Source organism: Streptomyces sp. WZ-12 (genome assembly GCF_028898845.1).
Taxonomy (GTDB): Bacteria; Actinomycetota; Actinomycetes; order Streptomycetales; family Streptomycetaceae; genus Streptomyces.
The window spans coordinates 7,461,749-7,483,996 of the sequence record NZ_CP118574.1 but is presented as its reverse complement, the minus strand read 5'-3'; the positions used below and the strand labels follow the sequence as shown (position 1 = coordinate 7,483,996).

18 protein-coding genes are annotated in these 22,248 nt (G+C 73.4%); 5 read left to right on the top strand and 13 right to left on the bottom strand.

Annotation, left to right across the window (positions count from 1 at the left end; all coding sequences use genetic code 11):
- The first annotated feature begins 108 nt into the window (after positions 1 to 108).
- Together PV796_RS32725 and PV796_RS32720 are read left to right on the top strand one after the other, a co-directional pair.
- Positions 109 to 1,242 (top strand): aminoglycoside phosphotransferase family protein, encoded by a 1,134-nt coding sequence (locus PV796_RS32725; RefSeq protein WP_274917300.1) that lies wholly within the window; start codon positions 109 to 111, stop codon positions 1,240 to 1,242.
- A gap of 326 nt (positions 1,243 to 1,568) precedes the next feature.
- Positions 1,569 to 3,581, top strand: a complete 2,013-nt coding sequence (locus tag PV796_RS32720; RefSeq protein ID WP_274917299.1) for an N-acetylmuramoyl-L-alanine amidase — start codon at positions 1,569 to 1,571, stop codon at positions 3,579 to 3,581.
- An 82-nt stretch (positions 3,582 to 3,663) separates the two neighbouring features.
- On the opposite strand, the gene PV796_RS32715 is transcribed toward PV796_RS32720, so the two are convergent.
- The 6 genes from PV796_RS32715 to PV796_RS32690 all read right to left on the bottom strand — a co-directional run bounded on the left by PV796_RS32715 (position 3,664) and on the right by PV796_RS32690 (position 8,905).
- The gene (locus PV796_RS32715) at positions 3,664 to 4,164 is read right to left on the bottom strand and encodes a hypothetical protein (RefSeq protein ID WP_274917296.1); all 501 of its coding nucleotides are present in this window, start codon (positions 4,162 to 4,164) and stop codon (positions 3,664 to 3,666) included.
- Positions 4,165 to 4,341: 177 nt separating this feature from the next.
- Entirely contained in the window at positions 4,342 to 4,584 is a 243-nt protein-coding gene (locus PV796_RS32710; RefSeq protein WP_274917295.1) for a DUF397 domain-containing protein, read from the bottom strand.
- Between the two features lie 87 nt (positions 4,585 to 4,671).
- On the bottom strand, positions 4,672 to 5,853 hold the full coding sequence (locus PV796_RS32705) for a thiolase domain-containing protein (protein WP_274917294.1): 1,182 nt from the start codon (positions 5,851 to 5,853) through the stop codon (positions 4,672 to 4,674).
- Positions 5,850 to 6,899: a thiolase domain-containing protein gene (locus PV796_RS32700; protein WP_274917293.1), complete on the bottom strand. Its 1,050-nt coding sequence runs from the start codon at positions 6,897 to 6,899 to the stop codon at positions 5,850 to 5,852. Before PV796_RS32700 ends, PV796_RS32705 begins: the two co-directional genes overlap by 4 nt.
- The gene (locus PV796_RS32695) at positions 6,899 to 8,035 is read right to left on the bottom strand and encodes an OB-fold domain-containing protein (RefSeq protein WP_274917290.1); all 1,137 of its coding nucleotides are present in this window, start codon (positions 8,033 to 8,035) and stop codon (positions 6,899 to 6,901) included. Before PV796_RS32695 ends, PV796_RS32700 begins: the two co-directional genes overlap by 1 nt.
- A 24-nt stretch (positions 8,036 to 8,059) precedes the next feature.
- Positions 8,060 to 8,905, bottom strand: a complete 846-nt coding sequence (locus PV796_RS32690; protein ID WP_274917289.1) for a crotonase/enoyl-CoA hydratase family protein — start codon at positions 8,903 to 8,905, stop codon at positions 8,060 to 8,062.
- Between the two features lie 163 nt (positions 8,906 to 9,068).
- Here PV796_RS32690 and PV796_RS32685 point away from each other — a divergent pair, with 163 nt between their 5' ends.
- A complete protein-coding gene (locus tag PV796_RS32685) occupies positions 9,069 to 10,697 on the top strand; it encodes an acyl-CoA synthetase (protein ID WP_274917288.1) in 1,629 nt (542 codons plus the stop codon).
- A gap of 93 nt (positions 10,698 to 10,790) precedes the next feature.
- Here PV796_RS32685 and PV796_RS32680 read toward each other — a convergent pair whose 3' ends face one another.
- Together PV796_RS32680 and PV796_RS32675 are read right to left on the bottom strand one after the other, a co-directional pair.
- Positions 10,791 to 11,435 carry a chorismate mutase gene (locus tag PV796_RS32680; protein ID WP_274917287.1) on the bottom strand — a complete coding sequence of 215 codons (645 nt, stop codon included), beginning with the start codon at positions 11,433 to 11,435 and terminating at the stop codon, positions 10,791 to 10,793.
- A gap of 214 nt (positions 11,436 to 11,649) precedes the next feature.
- Complete coding sequence (locus PV796_RS32675) at positions 11,650 to 12,342, bottom strand: alpha/beta fold hydrolase (protein ID WP_274917286.1); 693 nt, start codon at positions 12,340 to 12,342, stop codon at positions 11,650 to 11,652.
- A gap of 123 nt (positions 12,343 to 12,465) precedes the next feature.
- Between PV796_RS32675 and paaK the strand changes: the two genes are divergently transcribed.
- Complete coding sequence (paaK, locus tag PV796_RS32670; RefSeq protein WP_274919327.1) at positions 12,466 to 13,803, top strand: phenylacetate--CoA ligase PaaK; 1,338 nt, start codon at positions 12,466 to 12,468, stop codon at positions 13,801 to 13,803.
- An 87-nt stretch (positions 13,804 to 13,890) separates the two neighbouring features.
- Here the strand turns inward: paaK and PV796_RS32665 are convergent, their stop codons facing one another.
- The 5 genes from PV796_RS32665 to PV796_RS32645 all read right to left on the bottom strand — a co-directional run bounded on the left by PV796_RS32665 (position 13,891) and on the right by PV796_RS32645 (position 20,749).
- Entirely contained in the window at positions 13,891 to 14,691 is an 801-nt protein-coding gene (locus PV796_RS32665) for a VOC family protein (protein ID WP_274917285.1), read from the bottom strand.
- A gap of 79 nt (positions 14,692 to 14,770) precedes the next feature.
- Entirely contained in the window at positions 14,771 to 16,306 is a 1,536-nt protein-coding gene (locus PV796_RS32660) for a fatty acyl-CoA synthetase (RefSeq protein ID WP_274917284.1), read from the bottom strand.
- Between the two features lie 111 nt (positions 16,307 to 16,417).
- Positions 16,418 to 17,968, bottom strand: a complete 1,551-nt coding sequence (locus tag PV796_RS32655) for an acyl-CoA synthetase (RefSeq protein ID WP_274917283.1) — start codon at positions 17,966 to 17,968, stop codon at positions 16,418 to 16,420.
- A 35-nt stretch (positions 17,969 to 18,003) separates the two neighbouring features.
- Positions 18,004 to 19,107, bottom strand: coding sequence for an NAD(P)H-dependent flavin oxidoreductase (locus PV796_RS32650; protein WP_274917282.1), 1,104 nt, complete (start codon positions 19,105 to 19,107; stop codon positions 18,004 to 18,006).
- A gap of 79 nt (positions 19,108 to 19,186) precedes the next feature.
- Positions 19,187 to 20,749, bottom strand: a complete 1,563-nt coding sequence (locus PV796_RS32645; RefSeq protein WP_274917281.1) for a phytoene desaturase family protein — start codon at positions 20,747 to 20,749, stop codon at positions 19,187 to 19,189.
- 192 nt (positions 20,750 to 20,941) lie between these two features.
- Between PV796_RS32645 and PV796_RS32640 the strand changes: the two genes are divergently transcribed.
- Positions 20,942 to 22,240 carry a glycoside hydrolase family 27 protein gene (locus PV796_RS32640; protein WP_274917280.1) on the top strand — a complete coding sequence of 433 codons (1,299 nt, stop codon included), beginning with the start codon at positions 20,942 to 20,944 and terminating at the stop codon, positions 22,238 to 22,240.
- The last annotated feature ends 8 nt before the right edge of the window (positions 22,241 to 22,248 follow it).

The window sequence follows — 22,248 nt, the reverse complement described above, 5'->3', positions numbered from 1 at the left end:
ACACGGGGACCCGCGGACGGCCGCCTGTACGGGGCCCGTTCACGGGTTCCCGCCACCGGGCCGGGAGCGCACGCAACTCGTCGGCGCACGAAGGGATCTGTCTCACCCATGTATGCAGCATCGTCCGCCGTGACCGCCCCCACCCGGACGTACCGCCCGCACCCTGCCGGCAGCGGGCCGTATCTCGATCCCTCCCCCTCCGCGGGGGCGGTGACCGGTCTGGCCGGCGGCCGGAACCGGCGGGCACAGGGGTTGGGCACCCAACCGCTCAGCGGGAGACTCGACTTGTCCGGCCCCCAGGGCGCCCAGCTCCGCGCCGCCGTCGCCTCGGTGCACCGCATCTGTCCGGAGTTCAACCCGGTCCAGGTGCTCCGCCGGGGCGGGAGGACCGTGCTGCTCCTGGGGACGACCGGACGGATGAGCGCCGTCGCGAAGTGTTTACTGGACCACTCTCCCTCGTGGGTCGACAGCTTCCGGCAGGAAATAAGCGCGTACCGGGCCTTCGTCCGGCACCGTCCGCCGGTCCGGGTGCCGCGGCTGGTGGCGGCCGACCCCGACAACTGCACGCTGGTGCTGGAGCGGATGCCCGGCCGGGTGGCGGCCCTGGCCCGGCACCCCTCGGAGGCGCCGCCGCGGGCGGACGTCCGGGCCGCGCTGGGCGCGGTCTGCCGGGTCAACTCCTGGCGCCCGCCGGCCGGTCTGTTCGACGCCCCGCTGGACTACGCGGGCCGGATCGGGCGCTACCACGACCTGGGACTGCTCACCGACCGGGATCTGGGCGACCTCCAGAAGCTGCTGCACGGACTGGCGCACACCCAGGGCCAGTTCTGCCACGGCGACGCCCTGTTGAACAACGTCCTGCTCTCGCCGGCCGGCCCGGTGCTGCTGGACTGGGACAACGCCGGCTGGTACCTCCCGGGGTACGACCTGGCGACGCTGTGGGCGGTGCTCGGCGACGCCCCGGTGGCCCGCCGGCACATCAGCCAGCTCGCCCAGGCACCGGGCACCGCCGCGCGGGACTCCTTCCTGGTGAACCTGATGCTGGTGCTCACCCGCGAGATCCGGCGGTACGAGACCGCGGTGCAGCGGACCATGCGCGAGCCCGCGCCGGCCACCCCGCCGGCCGCGGGGCACCCCGGGGCGCCCACGCCCGGGGAGGAGCAGCGGTTGCTGCTGCGCAGGCTGCACGACGACGCGCAGATGGCGCGGCGGGCGGTGCGGGCGGCGGTCGGCACCCGCTGACCCCCGGCCCCGGAGGGGCACTACGTGAGCGGCGCGGCCCGGTTGGGCCGCGCCGCTCACGTATGCGTTGGTCCATTCCACTGACGCCCCGCAGGTCCCGGGCCGGGCCCGGGAAGGCTCCTGGCGGTGCTGCCCCGACATGCGGAATCCCGTCCGGGTGAGGCGTTTGACGGCTCGTTAGGCAAACCCATGGTCTCGGCCGACCCCGGGGCTTACCCTCGGGGTCTCCCGCACGGCAGCGGCCTGGCCGATTCACGCTCCACCGGGCAGGCCCTGGCACACCACCGTCACACCGCCCCGACTCGGGCCGGCTTGAGGAGGCCGTTTTGCGAGGATCCGCACCGGAAGGCGCGCCGAGAACCCGCCACTTGGCGCTGCGCAGACCCGCCACCACCGCCGTCGCGGCGGCGGCACTGCTGCTGCCACTGGTCTCGGCGGCCCCGTCCGCGGGCGCCGGGCAGCCCCCGTCCGCCGCGCTGCAACGCGCCTTCGACGTCGCCGCCGCGCGCTACCACGTGCCGCGCAGCGTCCTGCTGGGCGTCTCGTACCTGGAGTCCCGTTGGGACGCTCACGGCGGCGCGCCGAGCGTCTCCGGGGGCTACGGGCCGATGCATCTGACCGACGCCCGGGCGGCCGTGGCGGGGGCGCCGGAGTTCAGCGCGGACGCCGAGGACGCGCGGGGCGATGCGGCCCGGCCGCGCCGGACGGAGCCGGCGGCGCGCCGGTCGGTGCTGCCCGCCGAACTCCCGGCCCGCTTGCGGACGTTGCGGCGGGCCGCGCGCCTGGCGAAGCTGTCGGCGGCGAAGCTGCGGACCGACTCGGCGGCGAACGTGCTGGGCGGCGCCGCGCTGCTGGCCGCCGCCCAGCGCGAGCTGGGGCTGCCGGCCAGCGCGGACCCCGCCAAGTGGTACGCGGCGGTGGCCCGCTACGGCAGCGCGGACGATGCGGCGAGCGGCGCGGCCTTCGCCCGGGACGTCTTCGACGTGATGCGGCACGGGCAGGCCCGCACCACCGACGCGGGGCAGCGGGTCGCGCTGGCCGCCGCGCCCCGGCTGACCGCGGACGCCGCCCAGGAGAAACGTCTCGGCGGGGCCGCCGTGCAGCGCGCCTCGGCGCCCGGTTCCGGCGGGGCGGTGGAGTGCCCGTGGACGGTGGCCTGCGAGTCCTGGCCGGCGCCGTACCAGCAGTACGACAACGGGACCAACTACGGCAACCACGATCTGGCCGACCGGCCCAAGGAGCAGCGGATCGACACCCTCGTGATCCACGACACCGAGGGCTCCTGGGAGACCACGCTCCGGCTGATCAAGGACCCCAAGTACGTGTCCTGGCACTACACCATCCGCTCCTCGGACGGGCTGATCGCCCAGCACGTGCCCACCAAGGACGTGGCCTGGCACGCGGGCAACTGGTACGTCAACTCGCACTCGATCGGCATCGAGCACGAGGGGTTCCTCGCCGCGCCGGACGCCTGGTACACGGAGGCGATGTACCGCACCTCGGCGCGGCTGGTGAAGTACCTGGCGAAGAAGTACGACATCCCGTTGGACCGGCAGCACATCCTGGGCCACGACAACGTGCCGGGCATGATCCCGTCGACGATCCCGGGGATGCACACCGACCCCGGCCCGTATTGGGACTGGGCGCACTACTTCGCCCTGTTGGGCCGGCCGTTCAAGCGGACCGCGGGGTCGCACGGCGGGCTGGTCACCATCCGCCCGTCCTACGACGCCAACCGGCCGGTCTACACCGACTGCGAGAAGGCCGGTCAGCCCTGCGCCGAGCACGGGTCCACGGCGGTGCGGCTGCACACCGCGCCCAGTGAGAGCGCGCCGCTGGTCCAGGACATCGGGCTGCACCCGGACGGTGCGGCGACCACGACCGGGGTGAACGACACCGGGGCGCGGGCCTCCACGGGGCAACGGTTCGCGGTGGCGGGCCGGTCCGGTGACTGGACGGCGATCTGGTACCTCGGGCAGGAGGCGTGGTTCCGCAACCCGCGCTCGCACCCGACGGCGGTGAACGCCAAGGGGCTGGTCGCCACTCCAAAGGAGGGCCGCTCGGAGATCCCGGTCTACGGGCGGGCCTATCCGGAGCAGTCGGCGTATCCGTCGCAGGTGCCGGTGCAGGCGGTGATCCCGCTGCCGTACAAGTTGCTCGCGGGCCAGAAGTACGCCGTCGGCGGGCGGGTGCGGTCGGACTACTTCTTCTCGCCGACCTTCGACATCACCAAGCACGCGGTGGTGCGGGGCGACGACGTCTACTACGAGATCCAGCTCGGGCACCGGGTCGGCTATGTGCGGGCGGCCGATGTGGAGGTGCACTCCTCGCGGTCGTAGCGGCCGGGACGCCCGCGCGGGCGGTGGTCGGCCGTGGGGCCGTCCGCCGGGCGCGGGTCCGTGCGCCGTCGGTCGTGCCGGGTCAGCCCTGCTGGAAGAGCTCCGCGGGCAGCGGCTTGAGCAGCGCGTAGAGGTCGTCGGTGATCGGGCGGTCCCAACTGGCGATGGTGACCAGCACGCCGTCGCTGCGGTCGAACTGCACGCAGGAGATGCGGCTCTCGGAGCACTTGATGCGCTTGACGATCAGGAGGTTGTCCTGGTGCATCACGGGGGTGTCCTCGGTCTCCACGACCGTCACCGGCTCGTCGTTTTCGAGCGCCGCGAGGAGCTGGGCCACCTCGAAGGGGACCTGCCCCTCCTCGCACTCGCGGGCCGGCGAGCCCTCCGGGAGGTTGCCGATGATCATCGCCGGGCCGCGGCCGCCGAACAGGTCGTAGCGGAGGAACACGCCCTGGCAGCTCCCGTCGGGCGCGGGCAGCAGCCCGGCCCCGAGATTGCCGGGCCAGTCACCCGGGTCCATGGCGAGTACGTCGAAGTCTGGACCGGCGGGCGTGGCTGCGCTGCGGCGACGGAGGAAGGACATGTCGCCATCGTACGTGGCCCGGCACGCCAGCCGGCGCGGACGTCGGGCCGCCGCGGGCGCGGTGCGAGGGCCGTCAGCCGGCAGCGGTTCCGGTGGGGTCGGCCCCGTCTTGGCGGCCCGGCCCGCGCCTCGGCGGCGGGGCCGGCGCCGGCGCCGGTCGTGGGGCGTCGGTGGGGATCAGGTCAGGTCGAACTCGCCCTCGCGGGCGCCGAGGACGAAGCCGCGCCACTCGGCGGGGGTGAAGATCAGCGCCGGTATCTCCGGGCTGCGGCCGTTGCGCATCGCGATATAGCCCTCGACGAAGGCGATCTGGAGATCTCCGCCCACGCCCCGGGTGCTCGATTGCCACTCGGCGCGGGAAAGGTCGAGTTCCGGCCTGGTCCCGCCCGCGAGCCGCTGGTCGGTGATGCTGTCGGCCACGTATCCGCTCCTCCCGATCGTCATCGGTGGCCAGGGTAACGACTGATCCCCGGGGCGGAACAGGGGACGTGCGACGGGTGCGGGACGTCAGGTGGTGGGGGCTTCGGCGCCCACCAGCCACATGGAGAAGAACTGCGAGCCGCCCCCGTAGGCGTGCCCCAACGCCCTTCGGGCGCCGTCGATTTGGTGCTCGCCGGCCCGGCCGCGGACCTGGAGGGCGGCCTCGGCGAAGCGGAGCATGCCGGAGGCGCCGATGGGGTTGGTGGAGAGCACCCCGCCGGAGGGGTTGACGGGCAGGTCGCCGTCGAGCCCGGTGACCCCGGACTCGGTGAGCTTCCAGCCCTCGCCCTCGGCGGCGAAGCCGAGGTTCTCCAGCCACATCGGCTCGTACCACGAGAACGGGACGTACATCTCGACGGCGTCGATCTGGCGGCGCGGGTCGGTGATCCCGGCCTGCCGGTAGACGTCCGCGGCGCAGTCCTTGCCGGCCTGCGGGGAGACGAAGTCCTTGCCGGCGAAGAGGGTGGGCTCGCTCCGCATCGCCCCGCCGTGCACCCAGGCCGGCGGGTGCGGGGCGCGGGCGGCGCCGGTGCGGTCGGTGAGGACCATGGCGCAGGCGCCGTCCGAGGAGGGGCAGGTCTCGGAGTAGCGGATCGGATCCCAGAGCATCGGGGAGGACTGGACCTTCTCCAGGGTGAGGTCGTGCTCGTGGAGGTGGGCGTAGGGGTTCTTCAGGGCGTTGCGGCGGTCCTTGTAGGCGACCAGGGAGCCGATGGCGTCGGGGGCGCCGGTGCGGCGGAGGTAGGCGCGGACGTGCGGGGCGAAGAACCCGCCGGCGCCGGCCAACAGCGGCTGTTGGAAGGGGATGGGCAGGGACAGGCCCCACATCGCGTTGGACTCGGACTGCTTCTCGAAGGCGAGGGTGAGGACCGTGCGGTGCACCCGGGCGGCGACGAGATGGGTGGCGACCAGGGCGGTGGAGCCGCCGACCGAGCCGGCGGTGTGCACCCGGAGCATCGGCTTGCCGACGGCGCCGAGCGCGTCGGCGAGGTAGAGCTCCGGCATCATCACCCCCTCGAAGAAGTCGGGGGCCTTGCCGATCACCACCGCGTCGATGTCACCCCAGCCCAACTCGGCGTCTGCCAGGGCCCGTTGGGCGGCCTCGCGGACCAGGCCGGCGATCGAGACGTCGCGCCGGGCGGCGACGTGCTTGGTCTGACCGACGCCGACGACGGCCACCGGTTCCTTCGCGGTCGCTGCGTTGCTCATCGCTCCCCCTCCAGGACGGCGACCAGGTTCTGTTGCAGGCACGGGCCCGAGGTGGCGTGCGCCAGGGCGCGGTCCGCCTCGCCGCGCTGGACGGCGGCGGCGGCCGCGCCGAGCCGGATCAGGCCGGCGGCCATCATGGGGTTGGCGGCCAGCGCGCCGCCGGACGGGTTGATCCGGACCGTGCTGCCGGGCGCGTCCAGCCGCAGCGCGCGGCGCAGCACGACCTCCTGGGAGGTGAACGGGGCGTGCAGCTCCGCGAGTTGGACGGGTGCCTCGAAGGCGCCGGCGCGTTCGGCGGCGAGCCGGGTGGAGGGCGAGTCGGTGAGGTCGCGGACGCCGAGGGCGTGCGCCTCGATGCGGTGGTCCAGGCCGCGGATCCAGGCGGGGCGGGCGGTCAGCCGGCGGGCGGTGTCGCCGGCGGCGAGGACCACCGCGGCGGCGCCGTCGACGACCGGCGGGCAGTCGCCGGTGCGCAGCGGCCCGACGACCTGCCGGCCGGGTGCGGCGCCCGGGCGGTCGCCCCGGCTGCGCGCGCCGATCGCGGCCAGTTCGCGGGCGTCGGTGTGGCCGGCGTCGAACAGCGCCTGGGCCTGGAGGGCGGCGAGCGCCACGGAGTCGGGCCAGAGCGGGGCGACGTAGTACGGGTCGAGTTGGCGGGTGAGGACCTCGCGCAGGTCGCCGGGCGAGGACTTGCCGTACGCGTAGACCAGCGCGGTGTCGGCCTCGCCGGTGAGGATCTTGACCCAGGCTTCGTAGAGCGCCCAGGCGCCGTCCATCTCCACGTGGGACTCGGCGATCGGCGGCCAGGCGCCGACGCCGTCCAGCGCCATGGTGAACGAGAAGGCGCGCCCGGCGAGGTAGTCGGAGGAGCCGGAACAGGTGAAGTCGATGTCCCGGGCCTTCAGGCCGGTCTGCGCGAGGACGTCGTGCAGCACCGGCATCAGCATCTCGACCTCGGAGGTCTCGGCGCTGTCCGGGACGTGCGCGCTCTGTCCGAAGGCGACGACGGCGACCTCGCGCACCGGGCCGCGCACGGGCTCGGGCATCAGATCAGCTCCTTGTAGCTGTCGTAGTCGGCGTCGGGTTCGCCGGTGGGGCGGTAGTGGTCGGGGAATCGGGCGCCCTCGGTCCAGACGGGCTCGACCCGCAGTCCCATCCGCACCTGGTCGTAGGGGATGCCGCCGATCCGGGCGTGCAGCGCCAAGTCGGCACCGTCCAGGGCGATATGGGCGTAGACGTAGGGCACCTCGATGTCGAGGTTGCGGGCCTTGATGTTGACGATGCAGAAGGTGGTGACGGTGCCGCGGGGGCCGACCTCCACCTGTTCGCCGGTGGCGACCCCACAGGTGGGGCAGGCGCCGCGGGGCGGGACGTAGACCTTGCGACAGGCCGGGCAGCGCTCCCCGAGGGTGCGCCGCTCGGCGAGCGCCTGGATGTACCGGGACTGGGCGCGCCCCGGCGCATAGGTGTAGTCGAGCCGGGCCGGGGCGGTGATGCCGGTGACGGGGTCGTCGAACTGCCCGGAGTGCGGGGCTGGTTGCGGCCCACCGGCGGCCTCGCGCATACCGCCTTCGGGAGCACCCCCTTCGGGGACGTCTCCTTCGCGAATGCCCCGGCCGGGATTTCCCCCGCCGGGATCTCCCTCGCCGGGAATACCGCCCCGCCCGTCCACGTTGTGGCCCCGCAGGGGGTCCGCGCCACCCCTACGGGATCCGTTCGCCCCCTCCCTAGGTACGCCCGCCGCCCCTTCCGCGGGCTCGAAGCAGGCGATGTCGGTGATCGCGCCGGTGCGTTCGGCGGCCCAGCGGATGCGGACCCGCATGCCGGTGCGCACGGCGTCCGGGCCGGGCGCGGCCAGGGCGTGCAGCAGGGCGGTGTCGGCGCCGTCGAGCCGGACCAGGACCCAGGCGAAGGGGTCGGCCAGCGGCTGGCCGCGACGCGGGGACGGGTTCCAGGCCCAGGTGGTGACGGTGCCGGTCGGGGCGACCTCGACCAGGTCGCGGAGCTCGTCGGCGGTGACCGGGTCGTACTCGACGGGCGGCACCACCACCCGGCCGTCGCGGGCCCGGACGCCGAGGACGGTGCGCTCGCGCAGCCCGGTGAGGAAGGCGCCGACGACCGGGCCGAGCGAGCGGGTGAAGGGGAATTCCACGACGAGCGGCGCGGTGAGGACCTCTGACATGGGGGACTCCTCGATGGGGTGGGATCAGGCGCGCCGGAAGACCGGGGGGCGCTTCTCGGCGAAGGCGCGGGAGCCCTCCTTGGCGTCGGCGGTGTCGAAGATCGGCCAGCCGCGGGCGAGTTCGGCGGCGAGCCCGTCGGCCTCGGCCATCCCGGCCGTCTCGTAGACGGACGCCTTGACGGCCTCGACGGCGAGCGGGCCGCAGGCGTTGATCCGCTCGGCGATCTCCAGCGCCTTCTCCAACGCGGTGCCGTCGGGGACGACATGGCCGATCAGGCCGATCCGGGCCGCCTCGGGCGCCGGGTAGGGCCGGCCGGTGAGCAGCATCTCCAGGGCGTGGGTGCGGGGGATCTGCCGGGGCAGTCGGACGGTGGAGCCGCCGATGGGGAACAGACCGCGCCGGACCTCGTAGAGGCCGAAGGTGGCGCCCTCGCCGGCGACCCGGATGTCGGTGCCCTGGAGGACCTCGGTGCCGCCGGCGACGCAGTGGCCCTCGACGGCGGCGATGACCGGTTTGCGCGGGCGGTGGTGCCGCAGCATCGCCTTCCAGTGCAGGTCCGGGTCGGCGCGCAGCCGCGCGCGGTACGCGTCGCCGGTCAGTCCGCCGCCGGCCAGCGCCTTGAGGTCCATGCCGGCGCAGAACGAGCCGCCGGCGCCGGTCAGCACGATCGACCGGATCCGGTCGTCGGCGTCGGCGGCGAGCCAGCCGTCGTACAGGCCGACCAGCATCGGCAGGGAGAGCGCGTTCTTGGCCTCCGGCCGGTTGAGGGTGAGCACCAGCGTCGCGCCGGCGCGCTCCACGGTGAGGTGTTCGGTGGCCGCGTCCTCCGGCCGAGCCGGTGCGGTCGCGGCGTGTTCGGTCCCGCCCATTCGGTCCTCCCGTCTCACGACGTAGAACAGGTTGCAGTAGCCGGACGACGAGTTCAAGGCTTTTCTGACGCTCAGTCAGTTTTCTTGGTCCGGGCCCCTTCCCTGTGTTCGGCTACGGCGCTCTAATGACCGTCGAGCCGACGCCGCCCGGTCTGGAGGAGCCATGGAGTACAACCTCGCCGACCTCTTCGAGTCGATCGTCGACACCGTCCCGGACCGCGAGGCGTTGGTATACCTTGACCATCCGGGCACCGGCGCCGAACGACGGCTGACCTACGCGGAGTTGGACCGGGCCGCCAACCGCCTGGCCCACCACCTCGCCGACCGCGGCATCGGCCCCGGCGACCACGTCGGACTGCACCTCTACAACGGCGTCGAGTACCTCCAGTCCGCCTATGCCTGCCTGAAGCTCCGCGCCGTGCCGGTCAACGTCAACTACCGCTACGTCGAGGAGGAGTTGGTCTACCTCTACCGGGACGCCGATCTGGTGGCACTGGTCTTCGAGGCGGAGTTCACCGACCGGGTCGCGGGGGCGCTGCCGAAGGCGCCGAAGCTGCGGCACCTGGTACGGGTCGGTACCCCGCCCGCCGGGGTCGGCGAGCCGGCGATCGCGCCGGTGCCGCTGGCGGAGGCCGAGGCGGCCGGCTCCCCCGCCCGCGACTTCGGGCCGCGCTCCGCCGACGACCGCATCGTGATCTACACCGGCGGCACCACCGGCATGCCCAAGGGCGTGGTCTGGCGCCACGAGGACATCTTCTTCTCCGGGATGGGCGGCGGCGCACCGACCGGCGAACCGGTCGCCCGCCCGGAGGAGTTGGCCGAGCGGGTGGCGGCCGGCGGCGAGGGCCTGGTGTTCTTCCCGACGCCACCGCTGATGCACGGCACCTCGACGCTCACCGCGTTCATCGCCTTCCACTTCGGCCAGAAGGTCGTCGTGCACCGCAGGTTCGCGCCGGAGGAGGTGCTGCGCACCATCGAACGGGAGCGGGTCACCAGCGTCTCCCTGGTGGGCGACGCGATGCTGCGCCCCCTGGTGGACGCGCTCGCCGGCCCGCTCAAGAGGATCGACTGCTCGTCCCTGTTCAGCGTCAGCAGCTCGGGGGCGATCCTCTCCGACACCGTCCGCGCCCAGTTCGCCGCGCTGGTCCCGAACGCGCTGCTGCTGAACAACTTCGGCTCCTCGGAGTCCGGCTTCAACGGCACCGCCACCGACGACTCGGGCCCCGACAAGGGCTTCCGCCTCCACGTCAACTCCCGTACGGCGGTGGTCGATCCGGCCACTCACCGGGCGGTCGCGGCCGGCGAGGTGGGCCGGCTGGCGCTGCGCGGCCATGTGCCGCTCGGCTACTACAACGACCCGGCGAAGACCGCGGAGACGTTCTTCGCGGCGGACGGGGACCGCTGGGTACTGCTCGGCGACATGGCCACCGTCGGCGCGGACGGCGTGGTCACGGTGCTGGGCCGGGGCTCGCAGTGCATCAACTCCGGCGGGGAGAAGATCTATCCGGAGGAGGTGGAGCAGGCCCTGAAGGCGCATCCGGACGTCTATGACGCGCTGGTGGCCGGCGTCCCGGACGACCGCTGGGGCAGCCGGGTCGCCGCCGTCGTGCAACTCCGGCCGGACGCCGGCCCGTTGGATCTCAGCGGCATCCAGTCCCACTGCCGGACCCGGCTGGCCGGCTACAAGATCCCCCGCCAGGTCGTCTTCACCGACCGGATCCAGCGGTCACCGAGCGGCAAGGCGGACTACCGGTGGGCGAAGGCGGTGGCGGCGGGGGAAAGGGAGGCGTGAGGGGAGCCGAACGGGGCCGAAGCGGGGCATTTGCCCAACTGGCTGGCCCCGGCCGCCTGTCCGCCCCGAACCGTCTTCCCCGCCGCCCGTCGCCTATCCCCCGCACACCGACCGCAGCGAACGGGCCAACCCGGCCGCGTGCAGCAGGTCCAGCCGGCGCTCGTCGCCCACCCGCAGCGCGGCGAGCGCCAGCCGCGGCCCGCAGCCCGGTGCCGTACGGGCCCGCGGTGACGCGGCGATGGCCCGTACCAGCTCCCGGTTGAGGCGGTTGATCACCTGACGGACCCGGGCGAGATCCGGGCGGGTGGTGGGCGCGTGCGCCGGGTCCGCGTCCCAGCGGCGGTACAGCCCGCGCTGGACCAGCTTGTTCGCCTCGATCTGGTCCCGGAAGATCCGCACGGTCGGTACCGGATCGGCACCCGCCTCGCGGGCCTGCGCGGCCACCGCGGCCAGCACCTCCCGCTCCCGCACCGGATCGTCGATCGGGCTGCCGGTGCCCCACTTCGCCGCGGCCACCAGGTCGGCGGTGGCCAGCCGATCGGCGGAGAGCGCGGCCAACGGCCGGAGTTGACCGGCCGGTGACGGCGCGGGCGCGGCGGTACCCACCGGGCCGGCGGCCGGCCGCGGTGCGGCAGCGGCGGGCACCGCGGCGGCGCTGCCGGCCCCGCCCCCGGCGAACAACACCGCCGCAGCGGTCCCGCCCAGCAACGCACGGCGCATCGAGAGGGTCACCTGCACATCGAGCCTTTCATTGAGCCTTTCATCGAACCGTCTGTCGCCTTCTGCCAGCTTCTGCCGAACCGTCCGTCGGGGCGTCCGTCGCGACCCTCATGGAACCGTTCGTCGAGCCGTTCATCAAGACGTCGAGCGCGCATCGATCCGTTCACGAGCATTTCGCGCAACCACGGCGGCACCTTGAACGCCCGCCGGTCACCTGACAGTTGACCATGCGTCAATTCCGCAGGAGCGACGTCACCGCCGCCAGATACTCGCCCGGCCGCTCCTCGTGGACGAGATGGCCGGCGCCCTCGACGGTGACCAGGCGGGCGTCGGGGATGGCGTCGGCCAACTCGGCGAGATGGCGTTGGGGGATGTGGCTGGTGGAACCGCCGGCGACCACCAGCGTGGGGGCGGTGATCGCGGACAGGGACGCCCACCAGTGCGGCGCGGGGGCGTTCCGTTCGGCGACGGCGGCGACCTTGGCCTGCCAGTCGAAGGCCGCGGGGCCGGGCGGCGGTGCGGGGACCTGCTGGAGTGGGTCGGCGGGGACCGGCGGGGCCGGTTCCTCGGCGATCAGGCGGGAGACCAGGTCGGGGCGGTGGGCGGCCAGCAGCAGGGCGGTGGTGCCGCCCAGCGAGTGGCCGATCAGCGCGACCGGGCCGAGGTCGAGCGCCCGGACGAAGCCGATCGCATCGTCCCGCCAGCGTTCGAAGCCGTACTCCCCGGGCCAGTCGCTGCGGCCGTGCCCGCGCTGGTCGAGCGCGAAGACCCGGTGCGTGGTGGCCAGTCGGCCGACCACCCCGCGCCAGTCCTCACCGTCCTCGCCGAGGCCGTGCAGCAGGACCGCCGGGGGCGCGTCCGCCTGGCCCCACCCGCGGTATGCCAACTGAACGTCACCGACCTGCACCTTCCGTACGTCACCCATGCGCGGGAAGCTACCCGTGGGGCGTCCGCGGCACGCCCCTTGACGTGCTCGCCGCGCGCTGATTACTTGGTTCCGCAATCGCGGCTACCGAATGATCGGTAGGGAGACGAGGCGGTGAGATCCATGCCGGAAGCGGCGACGGACAGCGGAACGGGCGACGGGGTCTGCGAGGCCGACTGGTGTGACGACGCGGAGCGGCTGTCGGCGGACGCCCTGCGCGCGCTGCAACTCACCAGGCTGCGCAGCTCGTTGCAGCACGCCTACGACCACGTCCCCTTCTACCGGAGCGCGTTCGACCGGGCGGGCATCCGGCCCGAGGACTGCCGCACGCCGGCGGACCTGGCCCGCTTCCCGTTCACGGTGAAGGACGACCTGCGGGCGCACTATCCGTTCGGCATGTTCGCGGTGCCGAAGGAGCGGGTGCGGCGGCTGCACGCCTCCAGTGGGACCACCGGGCGGCCCACGGTCGTGGGCTACACCGAGCGGGACCTGTCGAACTGGGCCGATCTGGTGGCCCGTTCGCTCCGCGCGGCGGGCGGCCGACCGGGCCACACCGTCCATGTCTCCTACGGATACGGGCTGTTCACCGGCGGGCTGGGGGCACACTACGGCGCGGAGCGGCTCGGCTGCACCGTCGTCCCGGCCTCCGGCGGAATGACCAGCCGCCAGGTGCAGCTCATCCAGGACTTCCGCCCCGAGATCATCATGGTGACGCCGTCGTACCTGCTCACCCTGCTCGACGAGTTCGAGCGCCAGGGCATCGATCCCCGCACCACCTCGCTGAAGGTGGGGATCTTCGGCGCCGAGCCCTGGACGGAGGAGATGCGCCGGGAGATCGAGGAGCGGTTCGCCCTCGACGCCGTGGACATCTACGGGCTGTCGGAGGTGATGGGGCCCGGCGTGGCGCAGGAGTGCGTGGAGACCAAGGACGGACTGCACATCTGGGAGGACCACTTCTATCCGGAGGTGGTCGATCCGATCACCGGCGAGGTGCTACCGGACGGCGAGCACGGCGAGTTGGTCCTCACCTCGCTCACCAAGGAGGCCATGCCGGTCATCCGCTACCGCACCCGGGACCTGACCCGGCTGCTGCCCGGGACCGCCCGCCCGGCCTTCCGCCGGATGGAGAAGATCACCGGGCGCAGCGACGACATGATCATCCTGCGCGGGGTCAACCTCTTCCCCGCGCAGGTCGAGGAGATCGTGCTGCGCACCCCCGGCGTCGCCCCGCACTTCCAGCTCCGGCTGACCCGCGAGGGCCGGCTGGACCGGCTGACCGTCCGCGCCGAGGCCCGGCCGGACGCCACCGCGGACGACCGCGCGGCGGCCGCCGACCGGATCGCCCGCGGCGTCAAGGACGGCATCGGGGTCACGGTCGCGGTGGAGATCGTCGATCCGGAGACGCTGGAGCGCTCGGTGGGGAAGTTCAAACGGATCGTGGACGCCCGCCGGGACAACTGACGGGCGCCGAACCGGCGTCCCGCAACGCGTCGCCCCGTCAGCCCGCCCACCGGCAGCCTTGCCATCCCGTCACCCCACCGACCGTCATCAGGCCGTCTTCGGCTCCCCCTTGAGCAGCGCGAAGGGTGCGCCGGCCGGGTCCATCACCATCGCCAGCCGGCCGATGCCGGCCGCGTCCATCGGCGCGATCAGCGGCGTGGCGCCGAGCTGGGTGGCGGTGTGGTACATCGCGTCGCAGTCGGTGACGCCGAAGTACGGGTGCCACTCCGACGTCGAACCGGCGTCCAGATGCATCTGTTGGAGCTGGAGGATGCCGCCGTGCGCGGTGTCGTCCCCGCTGCCGGCGCCGGGCGCGGAGGCGACGCTGTAGAGCAACTCCCCGCCCATCGTCATGTCCTGGTAGGTCCAGCCGAACACGCTGCGGTAGAAGTCCTGGGCCGCGGCGGCGTCGGTGGTGTAGAGCTCCGTCCAACACAGGGTGTTCGGCTCCATGACCGCTTCCAGTCCCTTGACGTCGCCCGGCTGCCAGACCGCGAAGTCGGCGCCCGTCGGGTCGGTGAACGTGGCGAGCCGGCCGGCGGTGAAGACGTCCATCGGCGCGGTCCGGACCCGGCCGCCGGCCTGCTCCACCGCCTTGCTGGTGGCGTCCGCGTCCGCGGTGAGGAAGTACGGCGTCCAGGCCGGCCCCGCGCCCTCCTCCTGGCAGGGGCCGACCGCACCGACCGTCTTACCGTCGAGCTGGAAGAAGCCGTAGCCACCGGCGTCCGGGCCGGCCGACTGGAAGGTCCAGCCGAACAGCGCGGAGTAGAACGCCGCGGCGGCGTCGACGTCGGGGACGCCGAGGTCGAGCCAGTTCGGTGCGCCGGGGACGAAGCGGGTCGTCAACATGAGGTACTCCGATCACGTGCTGGTCAGTGCCGGTTCCCAGCATGGCAGCGGGCACTGACAGTCGCCCTCCGCGCGCCGCTCAGCGGGTGCCGAACCGCTCGCGCAGCGCCCGCTTGAGGACCTTGCCGCTGGCGTTGCGCGGCAGCGCGTCGACGAACACCACGCGCTTGGGCACCTTGAACGACGCCAGGCGGGCCCGCGCCGCGGCGATCAGCTCCGCCTCCCCCACCGCGCCGTCCCCGTCGCCGGTGCGCCGGACCACCACCGCGGTCACCGCCTCGATCCACCGCGCGTCCGGCAGCCCGACGACCGCGACCTCGGCGACCTGCGGGTGCGCGTACAGCACGTCCTCCACCTGACGCGAGGCGACCAGCACGCCACCGGAGTTGATGACGTCCTTGACCCGGTCGACGACCGTGAAGTAGCCGGCCGCGTCCCGGACAGCCAGGTCCCCGGAGTGGAACCAACCGTCCCGGAACGCCTCCGCGGTCTCCTCGGGCTTCTCCCAATAGCCCGTGCAGAGCTGCGGCGAGCGGTAGACCACCTCGCCCGGGGTGCCGTCGGGCGCCTCCCGGCCGGCCTCGTCCACCACCCGCGCCTCGACGAACAGCACGGGGCGCCCGCAGGAGTCCATCCGCCCCTCGTGCTCGTCCGGTCCGAGGACGGTGGCCAACGGGCCGATCTCGCTCTGGCCGAAGCAGTTGTAGAAGGCGAGGTGCGGCAGCCGGGCGCGGAGCCGTTCCAGTACGGGCACCGGCATGATCGAGGCGCCGTAGTACGCCTTGCGCAGCCCGTCCAGGTCGCGGGTGCCGAAGCCGGGGTGGTTGGCGAGCGCGATCCAGACGGTCGGCGGGGCGAACAGGCTGTCCGCCAGGCCCGCTTCCACCAGCTCGAAGATCCGCTCCGGGGCGGGCCCGTCCAGGATGGTGTTCTCCGCGCCCACCGCCAGATAGGGCAGCAGGAAGACGTGCATCTGGGCGGAGTGGTAGAGCGGCAGCGAGTGGACCGGACGGTCGTCTTCCGTGAGGTCGAGGGCGACGATCGCGCTGGTGTACTCGTGCACCAGCGCCCGGTGGGTCATCATCGCCCCCTTGGGGAGGGCGGTGGTCCCGGAGGTGTAGAGGAGTTGGACGAGGGCGTCGTCGGCCGGCGCCGGCAGCGCCTCACCGTCGGCCGGCTCGCGGTGCTGCGGCAGCCGCTCCAGCAGCCCGTCCGGTGCGCCGTGCAACGGGACGGCTCGCACCGCGTCCGGCAACCGGGGCGCCAGCGCGACGTCCGTGAGCACCAGGGTGCTGCCGGACTGCGTGAGCAGGTACTCCAACTCCTCGCCGGTCAGGGCGTGGTTGACGGGGACGTGCACCAGGCCGGCGCGGGCGCAGGCCAGGAAGCCGATCAGGTAGGCGTCGGAGTTGTGCCCGTAGGAGGCGACCCGGTCCCCCGGGCGCAGCCCCTCGGCGCGCAGCAGTCGGGCGGCGGCGGTGACCGCGTCGTCCAGTTCGCGGTAGTTCCAACTCCGTTCGCCGTAGCGGACCGCCGGCCGTTCCGGCACCCGGCGCGCGCTGCGCCGCAGGATCCCGTCCACCGTGTTGCCGCGCGCGTGCCTCGCATCCGTCATGCGGCGATCCTGGGGCGCGCCCGGATGCCCGGTCAAGGCACCGCGCGTCGCCCGGTGGCCCGCGGCGGGTCCGCAACGGCCCCGGCTGCCCCCGGGGGCACCGGCCCCCGGTCAGACGGCCCGCTCCCGGCCCTCCCAATACGGGGCGCGCAGCCGGCGCTTGTAGAGCTTGCCGTTGGGGTCGCGGGGCATCGCGGTGGTGAAGTCGACCGAGCGGGGGCGTTTGTAGCCGGCCAGATGGCGGGCGCAGTGGTCGAGGAGGGCGGCGGCCAGTTCGGGGCCGGGCCGGTGCCCCTCGGCGGGTTCGACGACCGCCTTGACCTCCTCGCCCCAGTCGTCGTGCGGGATGCCGAAGGCGGCGGCGTCGGCGACGGCGGGGTGGGCGAGCAGCGCCGACTCGATCTCGGCCGGGTAGATGTTGACCCCGCCGGAGATGATCATGTCGATCTTGCGGTCGCGGAGGAAGAGATAGCCGTCCTCGTCGAGGTAGCCGAGGTCGCCGACGGTGAAGAAGTCGCCGATGCGGTTCTTGCGGGTCTTGCCCTCGTCCTTGTGGTAACTGAAGCCGCCGGTGGTCATCTTCATGTAGACGGTGCCGAGTTGGCCGGCCGGCAGGCGGTTGCCGTCGTCGTCGAAGACCGCCAGTTCGCTGATCGGCCAGGCCCGCCCGACCGTGCCGGGCTTCTTCAGCCAGTCCTCGGCGGTGGCGAACGCGCCGCCGCCCTCGCTGGCCGCGTAGTACTCCTCGACGCAGCCGCCCCACCAGTCGATCATGGCGCGTTTTACGTGGTCGGGGCAGGGCGCGGCACCGTGGATGGCGTGCCGCATGGACGTCACGTCGTAGCGGCCGCGGACCTCCTCCGGGAGTGCGAGCAGCCGGTGGAACTGGGTGGGCACCATGTGCGTGTGGGTGCACCGGTGGCGTTCGATCAGCCGGAGCATCTCCTCGGGCGTCCACTTGTCCATCAGGACGACGCGGTGGCCGATGTGCAGGGCGGCGCCGGCGAATTGCAGGACCGCGGTGTGGTACAGCGGCGAGCAGACCAGGTGGACGTTGTCGTCGAACGGCCGGATGCCGAAGATGGCGAGGAAGCCGCCGAGGTAGGTCTCCTCGGGCGGCTTGCCGGGCAGCGGGCGGCGGATGCCGCGCGGGCGGCCGGTGGTGCCGGAGGTGTAGTTCATCACCCAGCCCAGGGTCCGGTCGGTCGGCGCCGACTCCGGTTGCCCGTCCAGGAGTTGGGCGTAGGGGCGGAATCCGGCCACGGCGCCGACCGCGTACCGCCGTTCCGCCGCCAGCCCCGCCTCGTCGGCCGCCTGCCGGGCCGCGTCGCCGAACCGCTCGTGGGCGATCAGCACCTTGGCCCCGGAGTCGGCGACGATCCAGGCGATCTCCGGGCCGACGAGGTGGTGGTTGACGGGGACGAGGTAGAGGCCGGCCTGGGCGGCGGCGAGGTGGGCGGTGAAGAACTCCACGCCGTTGGGGAGGACCACGGCGAAGGCGTCGCCGCGCTCCAGGCCGGCCGCGCGCAGTCCGTGGACCAGCCGGTTGGTGGCGGCGTGCAGCCGGCCGGCGGTCCACTCCTCGCCGTCCGGGGCGATCAGGACCGTCCGGTCGGGGTCGGCGGTGGCCTGGGCCCAGAAGCCGTTGGGGGTGTCGGTCATGTCGGGTCCTCCTGGGGCGTTGGCGGATCGGCGGCTCAGGCGCGGCCGGCGATCCGGTCGATGCGGTCGACGGCCCGCTCGAAGCCGCGGGTGAGGTCGTCGAAGACCGCCTGAACGCTGCGTTCGCTGGTCATCCGGCCGACGATCTGGCCGACCGGGGTGCCGAGCAGCGGCTCGACCTCGTGCCGCTGGATGCGGGAGTTGGCCTCGGCGACCAACAGGCCCTGGAGCGGCATCGGGAGGGTGCCGGGGCCCTCGGGGTCGTCCCAGGCGTCGGTCCAGGCGGTGCGCAGTTGGCGGGCGGGCTTGCCGGTCAGGGCGCGGGAGCGGACGGTGTCGCCGGGTCCGGCGGCGAGGAGTTTGGCGGTCAGCCGCCGGGAGTGCAGATCGGCCTCCTCGGTGGTGAGCCAGATCGAGCCGAGCCAGACGCCCTGGGCGCCCAGCGCGAGCCCGGCGGCGATCTGCTCGCCGGTGCCGATCCCGCCGGCGGCCAGCACCGGCAACGGGTCGACGGCCGCGACCACTTCCGGGGTGAGCACCATGGTGGCGATCTCCCCGGTGTGCCCGCCGGCCTCGTACCCCTGGGCCACCACGATGTCGATCCCGGCGGCCTTGTGGTGCCGGGCGTGCCGCGGGCTGCCGGCCAGCGCGGCGACCCGGACGCCGTGCGCGTGGGCGCGCTCGATGACGTCCGCCGGCGGGGAGCCCAGCGCGTTGGCGAGCAGCCCGATCGGGTAGTCGAAGGCGACGTCGAGCTGGGTGCGGGCCACCTGCTCCATCCACCCGGTGATCCGCCACCCGGACGCCTCCCCCGCCGGCATCGGCGGCACGTCGTACTTGGCCAGCACCTCCTCGACGTACCGGCGGTGCTCCGGCGGGATCATCGCCTCCACATCGGCCTCGGTGACGCCCTCCACCTTCGTGGCGGGCATCACCACGTCCAGCCCGTAGGGCAGCCCGTCGGTGTGCTCCTGCATCCAGTCCAGATCGCGGGCCAGTTCACCGGGCGCGGTGTAGCGGACCGCGCCGAGCACCCCGAACCCGCCGGCCCGGGTGATCGCCGCGGCGACCGCGGGGAAGGGCGTGAACCCGAAGACGGCGTGCTCGACTCCCAGCGCGTTGCTCAACTCCGTCTGCATGGGCGCAGGATGCCGCACCCCACCGCACGAGGGAAGAGATTTTCTGACGCTACGTCAGAATTCCGGGCGGCCGCGCGCCTCACCCCTCCTCCAGCACCGCCCGCGCCGCGTTGTGCCCCGGGATGCCGCTGACGCCGCCGCCGCGGAGCGCGCCGGCGCCGCAGAGCAGGATGGCGGGGTGGTCGGTGGCGACGCCCCAACGGGCCGCGGGGGTGGCCAGCGACGCGGAGTCCTCGGCGTACGGGAAGGCCAGCTCGCGGTGGAAGATGTTGCCGCCGGGCAGGCCGAGTTCGCGGTCGAGGTCGAGCGGGGTGCGGGCCTCGATGCAGGGGCGACCGTCGGCGTCGTGGGCCAGGCAGTCGGCGAGCGGTTCGGCGAGGTGCGCGTCGAGTTGGGCGAGGGTGGCGGCCAACAGCCGCTCGCGGGTGGCGTCGTGGTCGGTGGCGAACAGTCGGGCGGGGGCGTGCAGCCCGAAGAGGGTGAGCGTGTGGAAGCCCGCGCGGACCAGGTCGGCACCGAGGATGGAGGGGTCGGTCAGCGAGTGGCAGTAGATCTCCGAGGGCGGGGCGGCGGGCAGGCGGCCGGCCGCGGCCTCCCGATGCGCGGTCTCCAACTGGTCGTAGCCCTCGGCGACGTGGAAGGTGCCGGAGAACGCCTCGCGGGGGTCCGCGTGCGGGTCGCGGAGCCGCGGCAGGCGGGTGAGCAGCATGTTGACCTTGAGCTGGGCGCCCTCGGCGGGCGGCGGTGCCTGCTCGCCGAGGAGCGCGGCCAGTTCCCGCGGGGCGGCGTTGACCAGCACCCGGCGGGCGCCGATCGGGCCGCCCTCGACGGTGCTGATCTCCGCGGTCCGGCCGTCGGTGGCCAGCCCGGTGACCGGGCAGCCGGTGACGATCTCCGCGCCGGCGCGGCGGGCGGCGTCGGTCAGCGCGTCGGTGAGCGCGCCCATACCGCCGAGCGGGACGTCCCAGTCGCCGGTGCCGCCGCCGATGACGTGGTAGAGGAAGCAGCGGTTCTGACGGAGCGTGGAGTCGTGGGCGGCGGCGAAGGTCCCGATCAGCCCGTCGGTGAGGACCACACCGCGCACCAGGTCGTCGCGGAAGGTGGTCTCGACCAGCTCGCCCAGGGGGCGTTCGAAGAGGGCGTGCCAGATGGCGTCGTCGTCGATCCGGGCGCGCAGCGCGGAGCGGGTGGGCAGCGGCTCGGTGAGGGTGGGGAAGACCCGCTCGGCGAGCCGGCGGGTGGTGCCGTAGAACTCCTGCCAGGCGGTGAACTCGGCTTCTGAACCGGTCAGTTCGGCGAACGAGGCCCGGGTGCGGGCCTCCCCGCCGCCGACCAGCAGGCCGGTGGGGCGGCCGTCGCGCACGGTCGGGGTGTAGGAGGAGACGGTGCGCTTGCGGACCGCGAAGCGCAGCCCGAGGTCCCGCACGATCTTCGGCGGGAGCAGGCTGACGAGGTAGGAGTAGCGCGACAACCGGGCGTCCATCCCGGCGAACGCCCGGGTGGAGACGGCGGCGCCGCCGGTGTGGTCCAGCCGCTCCAGGAGCAGCACGCTGCGGCCCGCGCGGGCGAGATAGGCGGCGGCCACCAGTCCGTTGTGCCCGCCGCCGACGATGACGACGTCATAGGAAGTCCGTTCCGGCATGCCCCTTGGTAGCACGCGGGATCGATGGCCGCCAGGGAAGCGCCCGGTGGCAGCGGAATGAATCATCTGTTCCGATCGGTGCGGCTTCTTGACCAGCGCGCACGGCGCTTCTAGCGTCCCGGCGTGCGCCGCCCTGGAACCGTTCACCCGGCCGTACGCCACGGCCGCCCCACCCACCACGTGAGGTGACTCGTGTCCCATCCGTCGGTATCCCGCATCGGCCGCACCCTCACCGGACTCACCGCCGTCGCCGCCTGCTCGGCGGCGTTGCTCCCCACCACCGCCACCGCCGACCCCGCCCGCGCCCCCGGCACCCAGCTCGCCTCCGGCTACCCCAACCTCGCCCCGACGCCCCCGATGGGCTGGAACAACTGGTCCTACTACCAATGCGGCGGCCTCAACGAGAAGGTGGTCCTGGACAACGCCCGGGCGCTGGTGCGCAACGGGCTGGCGCACAAGGGCTACCGCACCGTCACCGTCGACGACTGCTGGATGACGAAACAGCGCGGCCCCCAGGGTGAACTGGTCCCCGACCGGACGAAGTTCCCGCACGGCATGGGCTACGTCGGGCGGGAACTCCACAAGATGGGGCTGAAGTTCGGCATCTACGAGGACGTCGGCACGCTGACCTGCGGTAAGTACCCGGGCAGCCTCGGCCACTTCGCGCAGGACGCCAGGCTGTTCGCGAGCTGGGGGGTGGACTACCTCAAGGCCGACGGCTGCAACGTGCCGGTCGCCAAGGGGCAGAGCAAGGAGCAGGCGTTCCACGACCTCTACGCACAGCAGAGCCGGGCGCTGCGGGCCACCAAGCGGCCGATCACCTTCTCCGTCTCCGCACCCGCCTACTTCCAGTTCTCCGGTGACGCGGTCTGGCACCGGGTCATCAAGTGGTCGGCGCAGTTGGGCAATCTGTGGCGGGGCGGCGCGGACATCGCGGTGCAGCAGAGCACCTCGGCCGCGAAGTGGAAGTCCATCGAGGGCAACTTCCGCTACAACGCCAACCTCGCCGACCTCCAGCGCCCCGGCCGTTGGAACGACCCCGACTTCCTGCTGGTCGGCGACCCGGGGCTGCCGCGGAACGAGATGCAGAGCCAGATGTCGCTGTGGGCGGTGATGGCCGCGCCGCTGATCTCCAGCACCGACCTCGGCAAACTCTCGCCGCAGGCGCAGGCGATCCTCGGCAACCGCGAGGTGATCGCGGTCGACCAGGACCCGCTGGGCGTCCAGGGCCACATCGTGCAGCAGGACGGCGACGCGGCCGTGCTCAGCAAGCCGCTGCGCAACGGCGACCGGGCGATCGCGCTGTTCAACGGGGGCAACACCACCCGCACGCTGTCCCTCACGGCGTCCTCGGCCGGCCTGCCGGCGGCGAGCTCCTACCGGCTGCGCGACCTGGTGACCGGCCGGTCCGGGCGGACCGCCCCGACCATCGTCGCCCGGGACGTCCCGCCGCACGCCACGGTCCTCTACCGGGTCCGGGCGGCACGCTGACCCCTGTA

What these genes read in the sequence shown, in the direction of transcription:
- PV796_RS32665 (WP_274917285.1), bottom strand. Translation starts at nt 14,691, where the DNA reads ATGTTGACGACCCGCTTCGTCCCCGGCGCACCGAACTGGCTCGACCTC.
- paaK (WP_274919327.1), top strand. Translation starts at nt 12,466, where the DNA reads ATGCCGGAAGCGGCGACGGACAGCGGAACGGGCGACGGGGTCTGCGAG.
- PV796_RS32645 (WP_274917281.1), bottom strand. Translation starts at nt 20,749, where the DNA reads ATGCCGGAACGGACTTCCTATGACGTCGTCATCGTCGGCGGCGGGCAC.
- PV796_RS32675 (WP_274917286.1), bottom strand. Translation starts at nt 12,342, where the DNA reads ATGGGTGACGTACGGAAGGTGCAGGTCGGTGACGTTCAGTTGGCATAC.
- PV796_RS32660 (WP_274917284.1), bottom strand. Translation starts at nt 16,306, where the DNA reads ATGACGGATGCGAGGCACGCGCGCGGCAACACGGTGGACGGGATCCTG.
- PV796_RS32650 (WP_274917282.1), bottom strand. Translation starts at nt 19,107, where the DNA reads ATGCAGACGGAGTTGAGCAACGCGCTGGGAGTCGAGCACGCCGTCTTC.
- PV796_RS32685 (WP_274917288.1), top strand. Translation starts at nt 9,069, where the DNA reads ATGGAGTACAACCTCGCCGACCTCTTCGAGTCGATCGTCGACACCGTC.
- PV796_RS32695 (WP_274917290.1), bottom strand. Translation starts at nt 8,035, where the DNA reads ATGTCAGAGGTCCTCACCGCGCCGCTCGTCGTGGAATTCCCCTTCACC.
- PV796_RS32725 (WP_274917300.1), top strand. Translation starts at nt 109, where the DNA reads ATGTATGCAGCATCGTCCGCCGTGACCGCCCCCACCCGGACGTACCGC.
- PV796_RS32655 (WP_274917283.1), bottom strand. Translation starts at nt 17,968, where the DNA reads ATGACCGACACCCCCAACGGCTTCTGGGCCCAGGCCACCGCCGACCCC.
- PV796_RS32705 (WP_274917294.1), bottom strand. Translation starts at nt 5,853, where the DNA reads ATGAGCAACGCAGCGACCGCGAAGGAACCGGTGGCCGTCGTCGGCGTC.
- PV796_RS32700 (WP_274917293.1), bottom strand. Translation starts at nt 6,899, where the DNA reads ATGCCCGAGCCCGTGCGCGGCCCGGTGCGCGAGGTCGCCGTCGTCGCC.
- PV796_RS32715 (WP_274917296.1), bottom strand. Translation starts at nt 4,164, where the DNA reads ATGTCCTTCCTCCGTCGCCGCAGCGCAGCCACGCCCGCCGGTCCAGAC.
- PV796_RS32690 (WP_274917289.1), bottom strand. Translation starts at nt 8,905, where the DNA reads ATGGGCGGGACCGAACACGCCGCGACCGCACCGGCTCGGCCGGAGGAC.